Source organism: Stenotrophomonas sp. ATCM1_4, assembly GCF_004348115.1.
Lineage (GTDB): Bacteria > Pseudomonadota > Gammaproteobacteria > Xanthomonadales > Xanthomonadaceae > Stenotrophomonas > Stenotrophomonas capsici.
Genome location: NZ_QPFB01000001.1, coordinates 2,610,793 through 2,625,315, shown reverse-complemented (window position 1 = coordinate 2,625,315; position 14,523 = coordinate 2,610,793). Strand labels below are relative to the sequence as shown.

At 68.0% G+C, this 14,523-nt stretch carries 18 protein-coding genes; 6 read left to right on the top strand and 12 right to left on the bottom strand.

Annotated features, from left to right (window positions below):
* Nucleotides 1-8: 8 nt before the first annotated feature.
* From ATCM_RS12035 to ATCM_RS12010, 6 genes are read right to left on the bottom strand one after another with little or no spacing between them, the layout of a single operon-like run.
* Entirely contained in the window at nt 9-1,442 is a 1,434-nt protein-coding gene (locus ATCM_RS12035) for an RNA polymerase factor sigma-54 (RefSeq protein ID WP_132864760.1), read from the bottom strand.
* A gap of 42 nt (nt 1,443-1,484) precedes the next feature.
* A complete protein-coding gene (gene lptB / locus ATCM_RS12030) occupies nt 1,485-2,204 on the bottom strand; it encodes an LPS export ABC transporter ATP-binding protein (protein WP_132864759.1) in 720 nt (239 codons plus the stop codon).
* Nucleotides 2,204-2,731: a lipopolysaccharide transport periplasmic protein LptA gene (lptA, locus tag ATCM_RS12025; RefSeq protein ID WP_132864758.1), complete on the bottom strand. Its 528-nt coding sequence runs from the start codon at nt 2,729-2,731 to the stop codon at nt 2,204-2,206. Before lptA ends, lptB begins: the two co-directional genes overlap by 1 nt.
* Nucleotides 2,709-3,275: an LPS export ABC transporter periplasmic protein LptC gene (gene lptC / locus ATCM_RS12020; RefSeq protein WP_132864757.1), complete on the bottom strand. Its 567-nt coding sequence runs from the start codon at nt 3,273-3,275 to the stop codon at nt 2,709-2,711. Before lptC ends, lptA begins: the two co-directional genes overlap by 23 nt.
* The gene (locus ATCM_RS12015; RefSeq protein ID WP_132864756.1) at nt 3,275-3,820 is read right to left on the bottom strand and encodes an HAD hydrolase family protein; all 546 of its coding nucleotides are present in this window, start codon (nt 3,818-3,820) and stop codon (nt 3,275-3,277) included. Before ATCM_RS12015 ends, lptC begins: the two co-directional genes overlap by 1 nt.
* Nucleotides 3,821-3,878: 58 nt before the next feature.
* Nucleotides 3,879-4,880 carry a KpsF/GutQ family sugar-phosphate isomerase gene (locus ATCM_RS12010; protein WP_132864755.1) on the bottom strand — a complete coding sequence of 334 codons (1,002 nt, stop codon included), beginning with the start codon at nt 4,878-4,880 and terminating at the stop codon, nt 3,879-3,881.
* A gap of 53 nt (nt 4,881-4,933) precedes the next feature.
* Between ATCM_RS12010 and ATCM_RS12005 the strand changes: the two genes are divergently transcribed.
* The 3 genes from ATCM_RS12005 to ATCM_RS11995 are packed head-to-tail and all read left to right on the top strand — an operon-like array spanning nt 4,934 to nt 6,785.
* The gene (locus ATCM_RS12005) at nt 4,934-5,164 is read left to right on the top strand and encodes a BolA/IbaG family iron-sulfur metabolism protein (protein ID WP_132864754.1); all 231 of its coding nucleotides are present in this window, start codon (nt 4,934-4,936) and stop codon (nt 5,162-5,164) included.
* Between the two features lie 41 nt (nt 5,165-5,205).
* The gene (gene murA, locus ATCM_RS12000; RefSeq protein WP_132864753.1) at nt 5,206-6,480 is read left to right on the top strand and encodes a UDP-N-acetylglucosamine 1-carboxyvinyltransferase; all 1,275 of its coding nucleotides are present in this window, start codon (nt 5,206-5,208) and stop codon (nt 6,478-6,480) included.
* Complete coding sequence (locus ATCM_RS11995; protein ID WP_132864752.1) at nt 6,477-6,785, top strand: EF-hand domain-containing protein; 309 nt, start codon at nt 6,477-6,479, stop codon at nt 6,783-6,785. The genes murA and ATCM_RS11995 overlap by 4 nt, the downstream gene beginning before the upstream one ends.
* A gap of 122 nt (nt 6,786-6,907) precedes the next feature.
* On the opposite strand, the gene ATCM_RS11990 is transcribed toward ATCM_RS11995, so the two are convergent.
* The 6 genes from ATCM_RS11990 to purM all read right to left on the bottom strand — a co-directional run bounded on the left by ATCM_RS11990 (nt 6,908) and on the right by purM (nt 11,267).
* Nucleotides 6,908-7,582, bottom strand: coding sequence for a DUF3108 domain-containing protein (locus ATCM_RS11990; RefSeq protein ID WP_132864751.1), 675 nt, complete (start codon nt 7,580-7,582; stop codon nt 6,908-6,910).
* A gap of 2 nt (nt 7,583-7,584) precedes the next feature.
* The gene (locus ATCM_RS11985) at nt 7,585-8,361 is read right to left on the bottom strand and encodes a DUF3108 domain-containing protein (protein WP_132864750.1); all 777 of its coding nucleotides are present in this window, start codon (nt 8,359-8,361) and stop codon (nt 7,585-7,587) included.
* Between the two features lie 66 nt (nt 8,362-8,427).
* A complete protein-coding gene (gene purN / locus ATCM_RS11980; RefSeq protein ID WP_132864749.1) occupies nt 8,428-9,087 on the bottom strand; it encodes a phosphoribosylglycinamide formyltransferase in 660 nt (219 codons plus the stop codon).
* The gene (locus tag ATCM_RS11975) at nt 9,084-9,692 is read right to left on the bottom strand and encodes a DUF2238 domain-containing protein (protein WP_132864748.1); all 609 of its coding nucleotides are present in this window, start codon (nt 9,690-9,692) and stop codon (nt 9,084-9,086) included. Before ATCM_RS11975 ends, purN begins: the two co-directional genes overlap by 4 nt.
* A gap of 43 nt (nt 9,693-9,735) precedes the next feature.
* Nucleotides 9,736-10,179: a hypothetical protein gene (locus ATCM_RS11970; RefSeq protein WP_132864747.1), complete on the bottom strand. Its 444-nt coding sequence runs from the start codon at nt 10,177-10,179 to the stop codon at nt 9,736-9,738.
* A gap of 29 nt (nt 10,180-10,208) precedes the next feature.
* Complete coding sequence (purM, locus tag ATCM_RS11965; protein ID WP_132864746.1) at nt 10,209-11,267, bottom strand: phosphoribosylformylglycinamidine cyclo-ligase; 1,059 nt, start codon at nt 11,265-11,267, stop codon at nt 10,209-10,211.
* A 97-nt stretch (nt 11,268-11,364) separates the two neighbouring features.
* On the opposite strand from purM, the gene ATCM_RS11960 reads away from it, so the two are divergent.
* Genes ATCM_RS11960 through hda form a run of 3 tightly spaced genes read left to right on the top strand, consistent with a single transcriptional unit; the run spans nt 11,365 to nt 14,371 of the window.
* On the top strand, nt 11,365-12,498 hold the full coding sequence (locus tag ATCM_RS11960; protein ID WP_243694004.1) for a DUF2066 domain-containing protein: 1,134 nt from the start codon (nt 11,365-11,367) through the stop codon (nt 12,496-12,498).
* Nucleotides 12,495-13,670, top strand: coding sequence for an AI-2E family transporter (locus ATCM_RS11955; RefSeq protein ID WP_132864744.1), 1,176 nt, complete (start codon nt 12,495-12,497; stop codon nt 13,668-13,670). The genes ATCM_RS11960 and ATCM_RS11955 overlap by 4 nt, the downstream gene beginning before the upstream one ends.
* Nucleotides 13,667-14,371 carry a DnaA regulatory inactivator Hda gene (hda, locus tag ATCM_RS11950; protein ID WP_132864743.1) on the top strand — a complete coding sequence of 235 codons (705 nt, stop codon included), beginning with the start codon at nt 13,667-13,669 and terminating at the stop codon, nt 14,369-14,371. Before ATCM_RS11955 ends, hda begins: the two co-directional genes overlap by 4 nt.
* Nucleotides 14,372-14,523: the final 152 nt, after the last annotated feature.

The following is a 14,523-nucleotide window of genomic DNA, read 5'->3' as shown; positions in this document are numbered from 1 at the left end:
CGAAAGCTTCAGACGATGCGGACTCGTTCGTGGGAGGCAGAAATGTTCATGGCTTCACGATACTTCGCCACGGTGCGCCGCGCCACCGGTATTCCACTGGTCTTGAGCAACTCAGCCAGCTTCGCGTCAGAAAGCGGTTTGCGCGGGTTTTCGCCATCGATCAGGTTGCGGATCATCGACTGGATGGCGGTGCTGGACGCCTCGCCGCCGCCCTCGGTATCGATGCCGGAGGCGAAGAACGCGCGCAGCGGCAGGGTGCCGCGCGGGGTGCGCACGTACTTGCGGGCGATGGCGCGGGAAATGGTGGATTCGTGCAGGTCCAGCTCGCTTGCGATTTCACGCAACGTCAACGGGCGCAGGGCCTGTTCGCCGAACTCCAGGAAGCCGGCCTGGTGGTGCAGCAGGCTGCCGACCACGCGCAGCAGGGTTTCGCCGCGCGCCTCCAGGCTCTTGAGCAGCCAGCGGGCCTCCTGCAGCTGCGCGCGCAGGTAGCTGGCGTCGGCATCGCCGCAGCGGCGGATCAACTGTTCGTAGCCGCGGTGGATGACCACCCGGGGGCCGGCGTGGCCGGCCAGCGCGCAACGCCAGATGCCGCGCTGGCGCCAGATCACGCAGTCCGGCACCACGTAGGTGTCCGAGGTCAGTTCGCCGAGTTGCTTGCCCGGGCGCGGGTCCAGCGAGCGCAGCAGCTGCACGGCCTGCTCGACCGCGTCCAGGGGCTGCTTGAGTTCCTGGGCGATGCCGGGGATGCCGGCGCGCGGCAGGCGCTCCAGCGGGCCGGCGGCGATGCCGCGGGCCAGCACCAGGCCCGGGGTGTCGGCGGGCAGGGCATCCAGTTGCAGGGACAGGCATTCCCCCAGCGAGCGCGCGCCCACGCCGGCCGGGTCGAAGCGCTGGATCTGGCTCAGCACCGCGAGGATTTCGTCCTCGTCGGCATGGATATCGGGAAGCAGGGTTTCGGCGATGCCCGGCAGCGGCTCGCGCAGGTAGCCGTCCTCATCCAGTGCATCGATCAGGGCCACGCCGATGGCGCGGTCGCGGGCACTGAGGTGGGACAGGTGCAACTGCCAGAGCAGGTGGTCGGCCAGCGTGTCGGCTTCGGCGGCCTGTTCGCGGCTGTCGCCGTCGCCGTCCTCGTCGAAGGAACCGCCGTGGCCGCTGCTCCAGTCCTCGTCCCGGCCTTCCCAGCTGTCGCCATCGTCGCTGATGTCGCCCTGGCCGAGGTCGGCCGGGGCTTCGTCGCTGGACGCGCCCGGCGCGGCTTCGTCGTCACCGGCGTTGTCGCCGTTCTCGGCCCATTCCAGCAGGGGATTGGTTTCCACCGCCTCGACCAGTTCCAGTTCGAGCTCGGTGCTGGACATCTGCAGCAGCCGGATGGCCTGACGCAACTGGGGCGTCATGACCAGGCTCTGTCCCATCGATGTCTGCAGCCGAGCTTTCATGCCGGGTTCCGTCCGGGGAAGGGCGTGACGTTGGCCGCAGGCTCAGAGGGTGAACGCGTCTCCCAGGTAGACGCGGCGAACGTCGGTGTTGGCCAGCAGCTGTTCCGGTGCCCCCTGCGCGAGAACGCTGCCTTCAGCGAGGATATACGCCCGGTCGCAGATTCCCAAGGTCTCGCGCACGTTGTGGTCGGTGATCAATACGCCGATGCCACGCTGCTTGAGGTGGGTGACGATGCGCTGGATTTCGCCGACCGAGATCGGGTCGACGCCGGCGAAGGGTTCATCGAGCAGGATCATGCGCGGCTTGGCCGCCAGCGCGCGGGCGATCTCGCAGCGGCGACGCTCACCACCGGACAGGCTGGCGCCGGCCTGGCTGGCGACGTGGCTGATCTGCAGTTCTTCCAGCAGCGCTGACAGTTCGCGCTCGCGGCCCTCGGCGTTGAGGTCGTCGCGCAGCTCCAGCACCAGCCGGATGTTGTCGGCCACGCTTAGCTTGCGGAACACCGACGGCTCCTGCGGCAGGTAGCCTACGCCCAGCTTGGCGCGCGAGTACATCGGGTCGGCGGTGATGTCCTGGCCATCGAGCACGATGCTGCCGGCATCGGCGGCGACCAGACCGACGATCATGTAGAAGCAGGTGGTCTTGCCGGCGCCGTTGGGGCCGAGCAGGCCGACCACTTCGCCGGCTTCCAGGGTGAGCCCGAAGTCCTTGACGACTTCGCGGTTCTTGTAGCGCTTGCGCAGGCCTTGGGCGACGAGCATTACTTCTTGTCTCCCTGCGCGGCCGGTGCCTTGGCCTTGGGCTGGATGACGGTACGCACGCGGGTGCCGTCGCCGCCGCTCTGCATCGCGCCGGTGCGGGTGTTGTAGACCATGCGCTGGCCGGCATTGGTGCCGCGCTCGGACTCGACGTTGTAGTTGCCGGTGAGGATGATCACTTCGCTGCTGATGTTGTAGTCCATGTTGTCGGCACGGGCGTTCATCCAGGTGTTGTCATCCATCTGCTGCTTCAGGGTGGCCTGCTTGCCGGTGAGGATCACCCGCTCGGTCTCGCCGTTGCGCTGGATCACGTCGGCGCTGTCGGCGTGGATCTCCAGCGTGCCCTGGACGATCACCACGTCACCGCGGAACTGGCATTTGCCGTTGTCGCTGAAGTTGCAGTCGTTGTTGTTGGAGTCGATCGTCATCGGCTGGTTGCGGTCCGAGCTCTTGGCCCACGCCAGGCCAGGTGCGAGCAGGGCGGCGAGCAGGGTGATCGACGCGAGCTTAGCGGGCAGCATTGGGTTCATAGCGGGTCTTGACTCGGGATTGGAGGGAGTACTGCTGGGTTTTCAGGTTGGACTGGAAGCCGACGCCGGTCTGGCTCAGGCCCGGCCGGGTCAGGGTGACCTGGGCCTCGGTGCGGGCCAGGTTCTGCTTCGGGAAGATATCCAGCGAGGTCGTGCGGAAGGTGGTGGGCGGGGTCTTGCCGTCCTTGGGGCTGTCACCGGCCACGTTGCCGCGCAGGCGCAGCTCCTCGCCCTTGGGGCTGACCCAGCCGGTGTCGGCGCGCAACTCCCAGTGGTTGCCCGCATCATCGGGCAGCAGGAACAACGGCTGGGTGATGGTCGAGGTCTGGTCGGCGCGCTTGCGCTGCATCGCCGGTGCCCGCAGCGTGGCCGACTCCTTGCCTTCCTCGTCCAGGCTGATGATCTCGAAGTTGGAGAGCACGAAGTCGTTGACGTTCTCGCTGATCTGTTCCGGGCCGGCCACGGTTCGATGGCGCCAGGCCGAAATGCCGGTGACCAGCGCGGCGATGAACAGGCCGACGCCCAGGACGGTGCGCCAGTTCATCAGGCGTACCTCGCCAGCACGGCTTCCACCTTGCCCTGCGCCGCCAGCAGGGCGTCGCACAGCTCGCGCGCCGCGCCCCGGCCGCCGGCGGCACGGGTCTGCCAGTGCACGCGTTCGGCGATCCACGGGTGGGCGTCGGCCGGGGCAACGGCCAGCCCGACCGCGCCCAGCGGGGCCAGGTCCGGCAGGTCGTCGCCGAGGAAGGCCACCTGGTCCAGGCCGATACCGTGCTGCTCGCACAACGCCCGCACGCTGGCCAGCTTGTCGCCGACGGCGATCTGGGTGTCGATGCCCAGGTCAGCACCCCGCTTCTGGGCCGACAGGCTGTTGCGGGCGGTGATCAGCACCGGATGGATGCCGTGCTGCTGCAGCAGTTTCAGCCCCAGCCCGTCCTGCACGTAATACGCCTTGCTCTCGTTGCCGGCATGGTCGTAGTACAGGCGGCCGTCGGTCAGCGTGCCATCCACGTCGAAGCAGGCCAGCCGGATGCGTGCGGCCACGGCGTGCAGCGGGGCAGGGAAGTGGTCGAGCGGGGAATAGGGCATCAGCGGGCAAGGTCCGTTGCGGCGGGCATTTCGGGGTAGATGGGGGATTGTGCGGGGTTTAAACCACTTTTGCCCGCAACAGGTCATGAATGTTCAGGGCGCCGACCGGGCGATTGTCGCCATCGACCACGATCAGGCCGTTGATCTTGTGCTTCTCCAGCAAACGTGCCGCTTCCACGGCCAACTGGTCGGCGCCGATGGTGCGCGGGCCGCGGGTCATCACCTGGGCGATGCCGGCGGTGCGCACGTCCACGTCGGTGTCCAGGGCACGGCGCAGGTCACCGTCGGTGAACAGGCCGACCAGGCGGCCGTCGGCATCGACCACCGAGGTCATGCCCAGGCGCTTGCGGCTCATTTCCATCAGCGCCTGGCTCAGGCTGGCGTCCTCGGGCACGCTGGGCAGGTCAGCGCCGCTGTGCATCACGTCGGTGATGTGCAGCAGCAGGCGCCGGCCCAGGCTGCCGGCCGGGTGCGAGCGGGCGAAATCGTCGGCGGTGAAGCCGCGCGCGTCGAGCAGGGCCACGGCCAGCGCGTCACCCATCGCCAGCGAGGCGGTGGTGCTGGAGGTCGGGGCCAGGGCCAGCGGGCAGGCCTCGTGGTCCACATTCACGTCCAGGTGCACGTCGGCGGCCTTGGCCAGGCTGGACTGGGGCCGGCCGGTCATCGAGATCAGGGGGTTGCCCTGGCGCTTGAGCACCGGCAGCAGCATCAGCACTTCGTCCGACTCACCGGAGTAGGACAGCGCCAGTACCACGTCGTCCTCGGTGATCATGCCCAGGTCGCCATGCCCGGCTTCACCGGGGTGCACGTAAAAGGAGGGGGTGCCGGTGGAGGCCAGGGTGGCGGCGATCTTGCGCGCGATATGCCCGGACTTGCCCATGCCGGTGGTCACCACCCGTCCCGGGGAGGCCAGCACCAGCCGGCAGGCGGCGGCGAATTCGGCGCCGATGCGGCCCCCCACGCGGTCCAGCTCGGTACGTTCGATCTCGAACACGCGCCGGCCACTGGCGACCAGGTCGGTATCACGCAGGGTATCGAGAGAAAGCGGGGAAGCAGCCATGCGGGCGCCACTCGGAATAGTAGAATGGACGTTCATTTTATTAGGAAAGCGCTTTGGACGCCGAGACCATCCGAAACCTTATCGAAGCCGGGCTGCCCGGCGCCCGTGCCGACGTGCAGGGTGAAGACGGCGTTCACTTCGAAGCGACGGTGGTCTGCGAGGCCTTTGCCGGCAGGCTGCCGCTGGCCCGCCACCGCATGGTCTATGCGACGCTGGGCGACCTGATGGGCGGCGCGATCCACGCGCTGGCGCTCAAGACCGTTACCCCGGGTGAAGCCGGCTGAGCCGGCGCACCTCCATTTCCCCTATTCCGGCTTCCACATCCATGGCAAAAATCGTAGTCACCGGCGGCAAGGCGCTGAACGGTGAGGTTCATATCTCCGGCGCCAAGAACGCCGTCCTGCCGATCCTGTGCGCCACCCTGCTGGCCGATGCGCCGGTGGAAATCACCAACGTGCCGCACCTGCACGACGTGATCACCACCGTGAAGCTGCTCGGCGAGCTGGGCGCCAAGGTCACCATCGACCAGGGCACGCTGTCGCGCGGCAGCGCGGTGGTGGTGGACCCGCGCAGCGTGGACCAGCACGTCGCGCCGTATGAGCTGGTCAAGACCATGCGTGCCTCGATCCTGGTACTGGGGCCGCTGCTGGCCAAGTTCGGGCAGGCCGAAGTGTCGCTGCCGGGTGGCTGCGCCATTGGCTCGCGCCCGGTCGACCAGCACATCAAGGGCCTGCAGGCGCTGGGTGCGCACATCAACGTCGAGAACGGTTTCATCAAGGCGCATGTCGACGGTCGCCTGAAGGGCGGTCGCTATACGTTCGACATGGTCAGCGTCACCGGCACCGAGAACGTGCTGATGGCCGCGGTGCTGGCCGAAGGCACCACCGTCCTGGAAAACGCGGCGATGGAGCCGGAGGTGTCCGACCTGGCGCACTGCCTGATCGCGCTGGGCGCGAAGATCGAGGGCATCGGCACCGCGCGGCTGGTGATCGAGGGCGTGGAGCGCCTGCACGGCGGCCGCCACGCGGTGCTGCCGGACCGCATCGAGACCGGCACCTTCCTGGTCGCCGCGGCGATGACCGGCGGCCGCATCGTCGTGCGCAACGCGCGCCCGGACACGATGGACGCGGTGCTGCAGAAGCTGGTCGAGGCCGGTGCCGAGATCAGCACCACCGAGGACACCATCACCCTGGACATGCACGGCAAGCGGCCCAAGGCGGTGAACATCACCACCGCGCCGCACCCGGCCTTCCCGACCGACATGCAGGCCCAGTTCATGGCCATGAACTGCGTGGCCGACGGCGTGGGCGTGATCAAGGAAACGATCTTCGAAAACCGCTTCATGCACGTCAACGAGCTGCTGCGCCTGGGCGCGGACATCCAGGTGGAAGGGCATACCGCCATCGTCCGCGGCGCCGAGCGGCTGAGCGGTGCGCCGGTGATGGCCACCGACCTGCGCGCCTCGGCCTCGCTGATCCTGGCCGGCCTGCTGGCCGAGGGCGACACCACCATCGACCGTATCTACCACCTTGACCGTGGCTACGAGAACATCGAGGAAAAACTCGGTGCCCTCGGTGCCAGCATCCGGCGCGTGTCATGATCCTCAAGGGCCGTTTCACCCCGCGTCGCAAGGCATTGCTGGTCCTGGTGCTGATGGCCCTGGCTTGGCTGGGCTGGGGCTGGTACAGCGGCGTGGCGATCACCCGCGGCGTGGAAAAGGAGCAGATGGACTGGAATGGCGATGGCCAGGTCAGTGGCGAGGAGTTCTTCCAGGCCTTCTACGCCGTGCAGGTGAAGGACACCGAGGAAGGCAACCGGCAATGCCGCAGCTTCGTGTGGCGCAGCAGCGGTGAGGAATTCCGCCGCGACTGCCGCACGGTGTTCAAGAAGGACGCCGCCGAATGAAAGAAGCCTCCGGACAGGAGGCTTCTTTTTTGCATTTCTGCATGTCGCGGTGACCGGGCGGCGGTCGTCACCGTGCGGTGCGACCTTCGGCCGGCCCGGGAGGGGCCAGCCGCGGGCGAGACTCAGTGGATCGAGCGGATGGTCAGGTCCAGCGCGTCCTTGCCGTTCTCACGCTGCAGCAGGCGCGCCGGCACCGGCATGCCGGGGACGATCCAGGCGATCTGTTCCTTGTTGCCGTCCACGCGCGACACCTTGGTCGCTTCCTGCGAGCGGCCGTCGACGGTGACGTTTTCCTTGCCAATGACGCGGTAGGTCATCGGCTTGATGCGGCCGTCGTCGACCATGCGGTAGGTCAGCGGCTTGCCGGCGGCCAGGTCGCGGGCGATCGCCAGGTTGATCAGCAGGGCGTCCATGTCACCGGCGCGCAGGCTGATCGGGCCACTGCGGTCGGCCTTCACGTCACCGGTCCAGGTGGCCTGGTGGGTGTTCCAGTCATAGCGCGCGTCCACCTGCTTGCGCTTGATCAGCAGCACCGAGCGGTCATGGCTGGAGAGCGGGCGCAGCGTGCCGCCCTGTTCCTCGAACACGGTGCTCTGGCTCAGGTCGGCCATCGGGTTCTTGATCTGCAGGCTGTAGCGCCAGCGGTTGTTCGCTTCGCTGGCCAGCGTCATCACGCCATTGGCCTGCATGCCCATGTAGCTGGCCTGGTAGTTGGCGGTGAACGGCTCCAGCGCCAGGGCGGGGAGGCTAGCGATGGCCAGCACCGAGGCGGCGGCGATACGGAAGAAGGTCTTCATGCTCAGGCTCCTGTGTATTCGATCAGGCGCAGGTCGATCTCATCCTGCCCATCCTTGCGTTGCAGGATACGCACCGGCGTCGGCACGCCGTTCGCGATCCACATGATCATCTCGTCGTTGCCGCCGTTGGTGCGGTACACGCGCAGCGCGTCGTAGCTCAGCTCGCCGACCTGCACGTTCTCGGTGGCGTCGGCGGCGCGGTACTCGTGCTGGCGTACCCGGCCAACGTCGACGAAACGGTACTGCAGCGTCTTGCCGGGCATGGCATCGCGCATCAGTGACAGGTTGAGCAGCAGCGCACTCTGGTCACCCCGCTGCAGCGGGATCGGCTGCTGCCGTTCCTTCTTCAGGTCGCCCTGCCACTGCGCGGTGCCGGTCTGCCAGTTGTAGGTGCCGGTGACCTTCTTGCCCAGGAACAACGCCTTCTTGACCGTGCTCTGGCTCAGCGGCGTGTACACGTTGCCTTCGTTGTTGAAGACGGTGCTCTGCTCCAGGTTCAGGCCGAGCACGCTGGCGAAGCCGCGCTTGCCATGCACGCCCATGTCCACGCGCCACTGCGTGCCTTCGCCGCGCACCACCCGCATGGTGGCATCGCCGGCTTCCTTGCCCTTGTAGAAGGCCTGGTAGGTGGCCACGAAGGGCTCCAGCGGCGGCGGGGTCCATTCCATCGCCGGCAGCGCGACGACCGTCGGCGGGGCCGGCGCCTGTTCCTGCGCCTGGCCTCCGGCGGTCGCCAGCAACGAGCCCAACACCAGCCATTTGAAGGGTTTGAGGGTCATGCGCAGCCGTCAGGCGAAAGGGAAGGGAGGGATCATGCCAGCACGCGGGTCAGCGCCATGTCGGGATCAGCCAGCCAGCGTGCCGTCGGAATCTAGGCGCAGCGGGCTGAGCAGGGACTGACCATCCAACTGGATGATGCCTCCCTGTTCAGCTACGCGTCCGGCGACCAGCAGCCGGGCGGTTGCCAGCAGCAGTGGGTGTTCGACCGCCAGCACGCGCCGGGCCAGCTGCTCGGCGCTGTCGCCGGCCAGCACCGGTACCCGTGCCTGGGCGATGACGTTGCCGGCATCCAGTTCAGGAACCACGAAGTGGACACTGGCGCCGTGCTCGGCATCCCCGGCCTCGATTGCCCGGGCGTGGGTATCCAGGCCCTTGTGCAATGGCAGCAGCGACGGGTGGATGTTGACCAGGCGGCCCTGGAAGCGTTGCACGAACGCGGCGCCGAGGATGCGCATGTAGCCGGCGCAGATGACCCAGTCGGGCCGGCAGGCGGCTAGGGCATCCCCCAGCGCGGCGTCGAAGGCCTCGCGGTTGTCGAATTCGCGCGGCGAGCGTGCCCAGCGCAGGGCTGGCGGTACCTTTCCCAGGGCGGCCGCGGCCGGTTTGTCGGACAGCACGCCGACGATCTCGGCATCCAGCTGGCCGCCGGCAATGGCGTCCAGCAGGCATTGCAGGTTGCTGCCGCGACCGGACGCCAGCACGGCGATGCGTGAACGGGTGTTCATGCAAGCGCCTTGCGGGCCAATGGCCAGACCAGCAGGCTGCCCAGCGTGGCCAGCAGCATGTCGGCATGGGCATCCCAGGGATCGCCCTGCTGGCCGTTGTAGGCCTCGGCCGCGTCGGGGGACAGCGCCAGCGCGATGCCCCATTCGAACCACTCGTAGACCAGGCTCGAGCACATGATCGTCATCACCGCGAGGGTGAAGGCGTGCCCGAAACGGACCCGCGGCCAGGCATGGCGGACCAGCTGGACCAGCGCCGGGGTGAAGCACACCCCGTACAGGAAATGGATCAACCGGTCGAAATGGTTGCGCTTCCAGCCGAAGGCGGCGTCCGGCGACCAGCCCACCAGCGACTGCAGCCACTGGTCATAGGGAATGTTGGAGTACAGCCAGCGGGCGGCAATGCAGTGGATGGCGATGAAGCCGCAGATCGCCGCGAAGGCGCCATTGCCCAGGCGCCAGCGCCGGTCCACCCACCACAGGCCGGCCAGGCCAAGGACGGTCAGCGAACTGTGCAGTGACTGCTCCAGCGGCCACAACGGCTTTATCCAGGTGGCAACGAACACCGCCAGCACGGCGCCGAAGGCGAGTTTCTTGGCGGTGTTCATGCGAGGCGGCCCCGCAGCGGGGAAGGCAGCGACAGGACAGGGTTCAAGCAAAGGCCGCCTTGACCTGGGGGCGCAACAGCACGATCAGGGTGAATACACCCAGGACCGTGCCGAACGGCATCATCATGCAGGAGATGCCGGCCACCACCAGGCACAGGGTATGGCGCCGGCGCTGCGCCAGGCAGCGCCCGGCGTAGACCATGAAGCCGGCCAGGGTCAGCCCGCAGGTGATGAAGATGCCGGCGAAGGCGACGAAGAACCAGCCAACCAGCTGCGGCTCGAGCTCCGCGTTGGGGTTGCTCGCGTCCACCGGCAACTTGCCCGACACCATGGCCAGCCCCAGCACCAGGTGCAGGACGGGGAACAGCGAGAACAAGCCGGTGAAGCCCGCCAGCACGTAGTGGAAGATCGACAGCAGGCGCAGATGGTTGGCGTCCTCTGCGGGCAGGTCGTGTGGCGGCGGAACGGGGGCGTTCACTGCGTCCATGAGTGGCACCTTGAGGGTCGGGAGGGGCTTCAGCCGATGCGCACGCGTTCGGTGCCGGTGGCCGCGACCACCTCGCCGATCTGCCAGTGCGCCAGTTCCAGGGCGTCGAGCGAGGCGTTGATGGCGGCGACCTGGTCGGCCGGCACCAGCAGCACGAAACCGATGCCACAGTTGAAGGTGCGCCACATCTCGCTGTCGGCGACGTTGCCTTCGCGCTGCAGCCACTGGAACACCGGCGGCAGCGTCCAGCTGCGCGCGTCGATGTCCAGGCCCAGGCCTTCGGGTACCACGCGGATGATGTTCTCGGTCAGGCCGCCACCGGTGATGTGGGCCATGCCGTGGATGGCGGTGCCGTGTTCCTTGAGCAGGGACAGCAGCGGCTTGACGTACAGGCGGGTCGGCGCCATCAGCGCATCGACCAGCTTCACGCCGTTCTCCAGCACCAGCTCGGCCGGGCTGCCGGCACGCTCGTAGATGCGGCGGACCAGCGAGTAGCCGTTGGAGTGCGGGCCGGAGGAGGCGATGCCGATCAGCACGTCGCCCTGCTGCACGGCCGAGCCGTCCTTCAGCTCGCTCTTTTCCACGGCCGCGACGGTGAAACCGGCCAGGTCGTATTCGCCCGGGGCATACATGTCCGGCATTTCGGCGGTTTCGCCGCCGATCAGGGCGCAACCGGCTTCGGTGCAGCCATTGGCGATGCCGCCCACCACCGCGGCGGCGGTGTCGATGTCCAGCTTGCCGGTGGCGAAGTAATCCAGGAAGAACAGAGGCTCGGCGCCCTGCACCAGCACGTCGTTGACGCACATGGCGACCAGGTCGATGCCGATCGTGTCATGGCGGCCCAGCTGCTGGGCCAGCTTCAGCTTGGTGCCGACGCCGTCGGTACCGGACACCAGCACTGGCTCGCGGTACTTGTTGGACAGGTCGAACAGGGCGCCGAAGCCGCCCAGCCCGCCCATCACCTCCGGGCGGAAACTGCGCTTGACCAAGGGCTTGATGCGCTCCACCAATTCATTGCCCGCGTCGATGTCGACACCGGCGTCACGGTAGGTGAGGGGAGAGTTGGCGGAAGTCGGGGTGCTGGTCACGGTCGGCTGCGCTGGCGGGGTGAACGGTCGATTTTAACAGGCCACGTTGGCGCGAAGGCCCCATTCGGGCAACAATTCCCCCCGGAACCGTCGAGCAATGGAATATTCAATGCGTCGCAGCCTGGTCACAATCCTGTTTCTGGCGCTCTGCCTGCCCTTGGGCGGCGGTGCGCTGGCCCAGTCGGGCATGCGTACCGAAGGGGACGTCGCCAATGCCAGCGGCACCTACGAGGCCGAAGTGCCGGTCAACAGCCAGAGCGATGCCGATCGCGGCGGTGCGCTGGCGCGCGCGCTGGGCGCGGTGCTGGGCAAGTTGTCCGGTGACCGCGCCGCGATGACCCGCCCGGGCGTGGCGCAGGCGCTGCGCAGCGCCAAGGACATGGTCGAGAGCTACGACTACCGCCAGGACCAGAGCATCGGCACCAGCGGTGCGCCGAGCTACCGGACCATGCTGGTCGCGCGCTTCCGCCAGGACGACGTGGACGGGCTGGTCGCCGCGCTGGGCCTGCCGGTCTGGCCGCAGCCACGGCCCAAGCCGGTGATCTGGCTGGCCATCGACGATGGCAGCGGCCCGCGCCTGGTCGGCACCCAGCAGGCCAATGCGGCCCGCCCGTTGCTGGACCGCGCGATCGAGCGCGGCTACCGGCTGGGACTGCCGGCCGGCGGCGCCGCCGAACAGGCGCTGGTCGGCGCGATCTGGCGCCAGGACACCACCGCGGTCGCACGCGCCTCGGCGCGCTATGCGCCGCCAATGCAGCTGGTGGGCAAGCTCTACCGCGCCGGCGGTGGCGGTTGGCAGGCCGATTGGGTGTTCGTCGACAACGGCCGCGAACTGTCCAAGTGGACCACCCGTGATGGCGATGCCCGCCGCGCGATGGCCGGCGGCGCCGACGGTGCCGCCGATGCGCTGGTGCGTCGCTACGCCAAGGCCCCGGTGGCCGGCGCTGCGGGCACGTACCGCATCGCGATCAACGGCATCCGCGGTGCCGACGACTACCTGCGGGCGGCTTCCGCGCTGCAGGGCGCGGCCGTGGTCAAGTCGATCATCCCGGTCCAGGCCAACGGTGACCGGCTGGAGCTGGACGTGGAGCTGATGACCGGCCTGCCGGGCCTGAACCGCATGCTGGGCCAGAATTCGCCGCTGCAGCCAGTTGGCCAGGCGGTCCAGGACGGCGATGCGACCGAAGTCACCGACACCGGCAGCAAGCAGGGCGAGTACCGCATTCGATGAGCACCGAAACCCCGGAAGCAGAAATCGCACTGTTCCTGCGCCGCCTAAAATGGATGGTGCTCTCCGCGTTCGGCTTGTGGGTGATGTGGCTGCTGGCGCCGATCCTGACCCCGTTCGTGGTCGCGCTAATGCTGGGCTGGCTGGGCGACCCGCTGGTGGACCGGCTGGAGGCGCGTGGCCGCTCGCGCAATACCGCGGTGGTCATGGTGTTCGCGCTGATGGTGCTGTTGCTGGTGTTGGCGCTGCTGATCCTGGTGCCGATGATCGAGCGCCAGATCACCACCCTGGTGGCCGCGTTGCCGCAGGGCCAGGCCTGGTTGATGGGCACGGCGATCCCGTGGATCGAGGCCAAGACCGGCCTTGAGCTGATGGGCTGGCTGGACCCGGACCGCCTGATCGATTGGATCCGCAGCCACTGGCAGCAGGCCGGCGGCGTGGCCAGCACCTTCTTCGGCTACCTGTCGCGCTCGGGTTTCGCGATGGTGGCCTGGGTGGTCAACCTGGCGCTGCTGCCGATCCTGGCGTACTACTTCCTGCGTGACTGGGACAAGCTGGTGGAGCGGGTGGCGTCGGTGATCCCGCGCAACCACATCGAAACCGTCTCGCGGTTGGCCAAGGAATCGGACGAGGTGCTCGGGGCGTTCATCCGCGGGCAGATCGCGGTGATGATCGCGCTGGGCGTGGTGTATGCGGTGGGCCTGTCGGTGGTGGGGCTCAAGCTGGGCCTGCTGATCGGCATCGTGGCTGGCCTGATCAGCTTCATCCCGTACCTGGGCGCGACCACCGGCGTGGTCATGGCGGTGCTGGCCGCGCTGGTGCAGGCGCAGGGGTTCGACCTGAAGCTGCTGGTGCTGGTGGGCGTGGTGTTCACCGTCGGCCAGCTCTTGGAAAGCTACGTGCTGACCCCACGTATCGTCGGCGACAAGATCGGCCTGCACCCGGTGGCGGTGATCTTCGCGGTGATGGCCGGTGGCCAGTTGTTTGGTTTCCTGGGGATGCTGCTGGCCCTGCCGGCGGCAGCCGTGATCAACGTGCTGCTGCGCTACGCGCACGAACGTTATCGCCAGAGTGAGTTGTACGCAGGCCACGGGCCGACGATCGTGCTGGACCCGCGGAGCAGTGATGCCCCGACGGAACTGGCCATCGTGTCGAAGGATGTAGAACCGAAGTGAGTGTGCCGCAGTTGCCGCTGGCCTTGCGCTATCCGCCTGACCAGCGATTCGAGACGTTCATCGGCGCGCCGGATGGCGCGCTGGCCCAGTTGCGCGCGCTTGCCGTCGGCAGCAGCCACGACTGGATCTTCCTTGCCGGTGCCGGTGGCACCGGCAAGACGCATTTGTCGCTGGCCACCTGTGCCGCCGCGCTGGAAGCCGGGCGTCGCCCGGCCTACCTGCCGCTGCAGGCGGCCGGCAAGCGCCTGGACGAGGCGCTGGAAGCCCTGGAAGGCCATGACGTGGTGGCGCTGGACGGGCTGGAGTACATCGCCGGCCGCCGCGAGCAGGAAGTCACCCTGTTCGAGTTCCACAACCGCGCGCGCGCGGCCGATGTGACCCTGCTGTACACCGCGCGCTGCACGCCCGACGCGCTGGGGCTGGTGCTGCCGGACCTGCGCTCGCGGCTGTCGCAATGCGGGCGCATCATGCTCGACCCGCTGGACGACGAAGGCCGCGCGGCGGTGCTGCGCGAGCGTTCGGTGCGGCGTGGGCTGGTGATGGACGAGGCCACGCTGGACTGGCTGCTGAACCGCACCGGCCGCGACCTGAGCGGGCTGGTGACGCTGTTGGAGAAACTGGACCGCGAATCGCTGGCGGCCAAGCGGCGCATCACCGTGCCGTTCCTCAAGCGCGTGCTGGAAGCGGGTAGCGGCGGGTAAGCCCGACCGCCTGGGCTGGGATGGAATTCCCGTGTTGTTGTTCTATTGGCCGTTGGAGAGCGCAGCCCTCCCCTTCGCTGCGCGAAAAGGGAGGGGTGATTTCGCGCGGTCGAACAGATGGCAGCGAAACCCGCTCTTGCCCCCTCCCTTTC

Coding starts and splice junctions, on each gene's coding strand:
- ATCM_RS12035 (WP_132864760.1), bottom strand. CDS start 1,442: ATGAAAGCTCGGCTGCAGACATCGATGGGACAGAGCCTGGTCATGACG.
- lptB (WP_132864759.1), bottom strand. CDS start 2,204: ATGCTCGTCGCCCAAGGCCTGCGCAAGCGCTACAAGAACCGCGAAGTC.
- lptA (WP_132864758.1), bottom strand. CDS start 2,731: ATGAACCCAATGCTGCCCGCTAAGCTCGCGTCGATCACCCTGCTCGCC.
- lptC (WP_132864757.1), bottom strand. CDS start 3,275: ATGAACTGGCGCACCGTCCTGGGCGTCGGCCTGTTCATCGCCGCGCTG.
- ATCM_RS12015 (WP_132864756.1), bottom strand. CDS start 3,820: ATGCCCTATTCCCCGCTCGACCACTTCCCTGCCCCGCTGCACGCCGTG.
- ATCM_RS12010 (WP_132864755.1), bottom strand. CDS start 4,880: ATGGCTGCTTCCCCGCTTTCTCTCGATACCCTGCGTGATACCGACCTG.
- murA (WP_132864753.1), top strand. CDS start 5,206: ATGGCAAAAATCGTAGTCACCGGCGGCAAGGCGCTGAACGGTGAGGTT.
- ATCM_RS11995 (WP_132864752.1), top strand. CDS start 6,477: ATGATCCTCAAGGGCCGTTTCACCCCGCGTCGCAAGGCATTGCTGGTC.
- ATCM_RS11990 (WP_132864751.1), bottom strand. CDS start 7,582: ATGAAGACCTTCTTCCGTATCGCCGCCGCCTCGGTGCTGGCCATCGCT.
- ATCM_RS11985 (WP_132864750.1), bottom strand. CDS start 8,361: ATGACCCTCAAACCCTTCAAATGGCTGGTGTTGGGCTCGTTGCTGGCG.
- purN (WP_132864749.1), bottom strand. CDS start 9,087: ATGAACACCCGTTCACGCATCGCCGTGCTGGCGTCCGGTCGCGGCAGC.
- ATCM_RS11975 (WP_132864748.1), bottom strand. CDS start 9,692: ATGAACACCGCCAAGAAACTCGCCTTCGGCGCCGTGCTGGCGGTGTTC.
- ATCM_RS11970 (WP_132864747.1), bottom strand. CDS start 10,179: ATGGACGCAGTGAACGCCCCCGTTCCGCCGCCACACGACCTGCCCGCA.
- ATCM_RS11960 (WP_243694004.1), top strand. CDS start 11,365: ATGGAATATTCAATGCGTCGCAGCCTGGTCACAATCCTGTTTCTGGCG.
- ATCM_RS11955 (WP_132864744.1), top strand. CDS start 12,495: ATGAGCACCGAAACCCCGGAAGCAGAAATCGCACTGTTCCTGCGCCGC.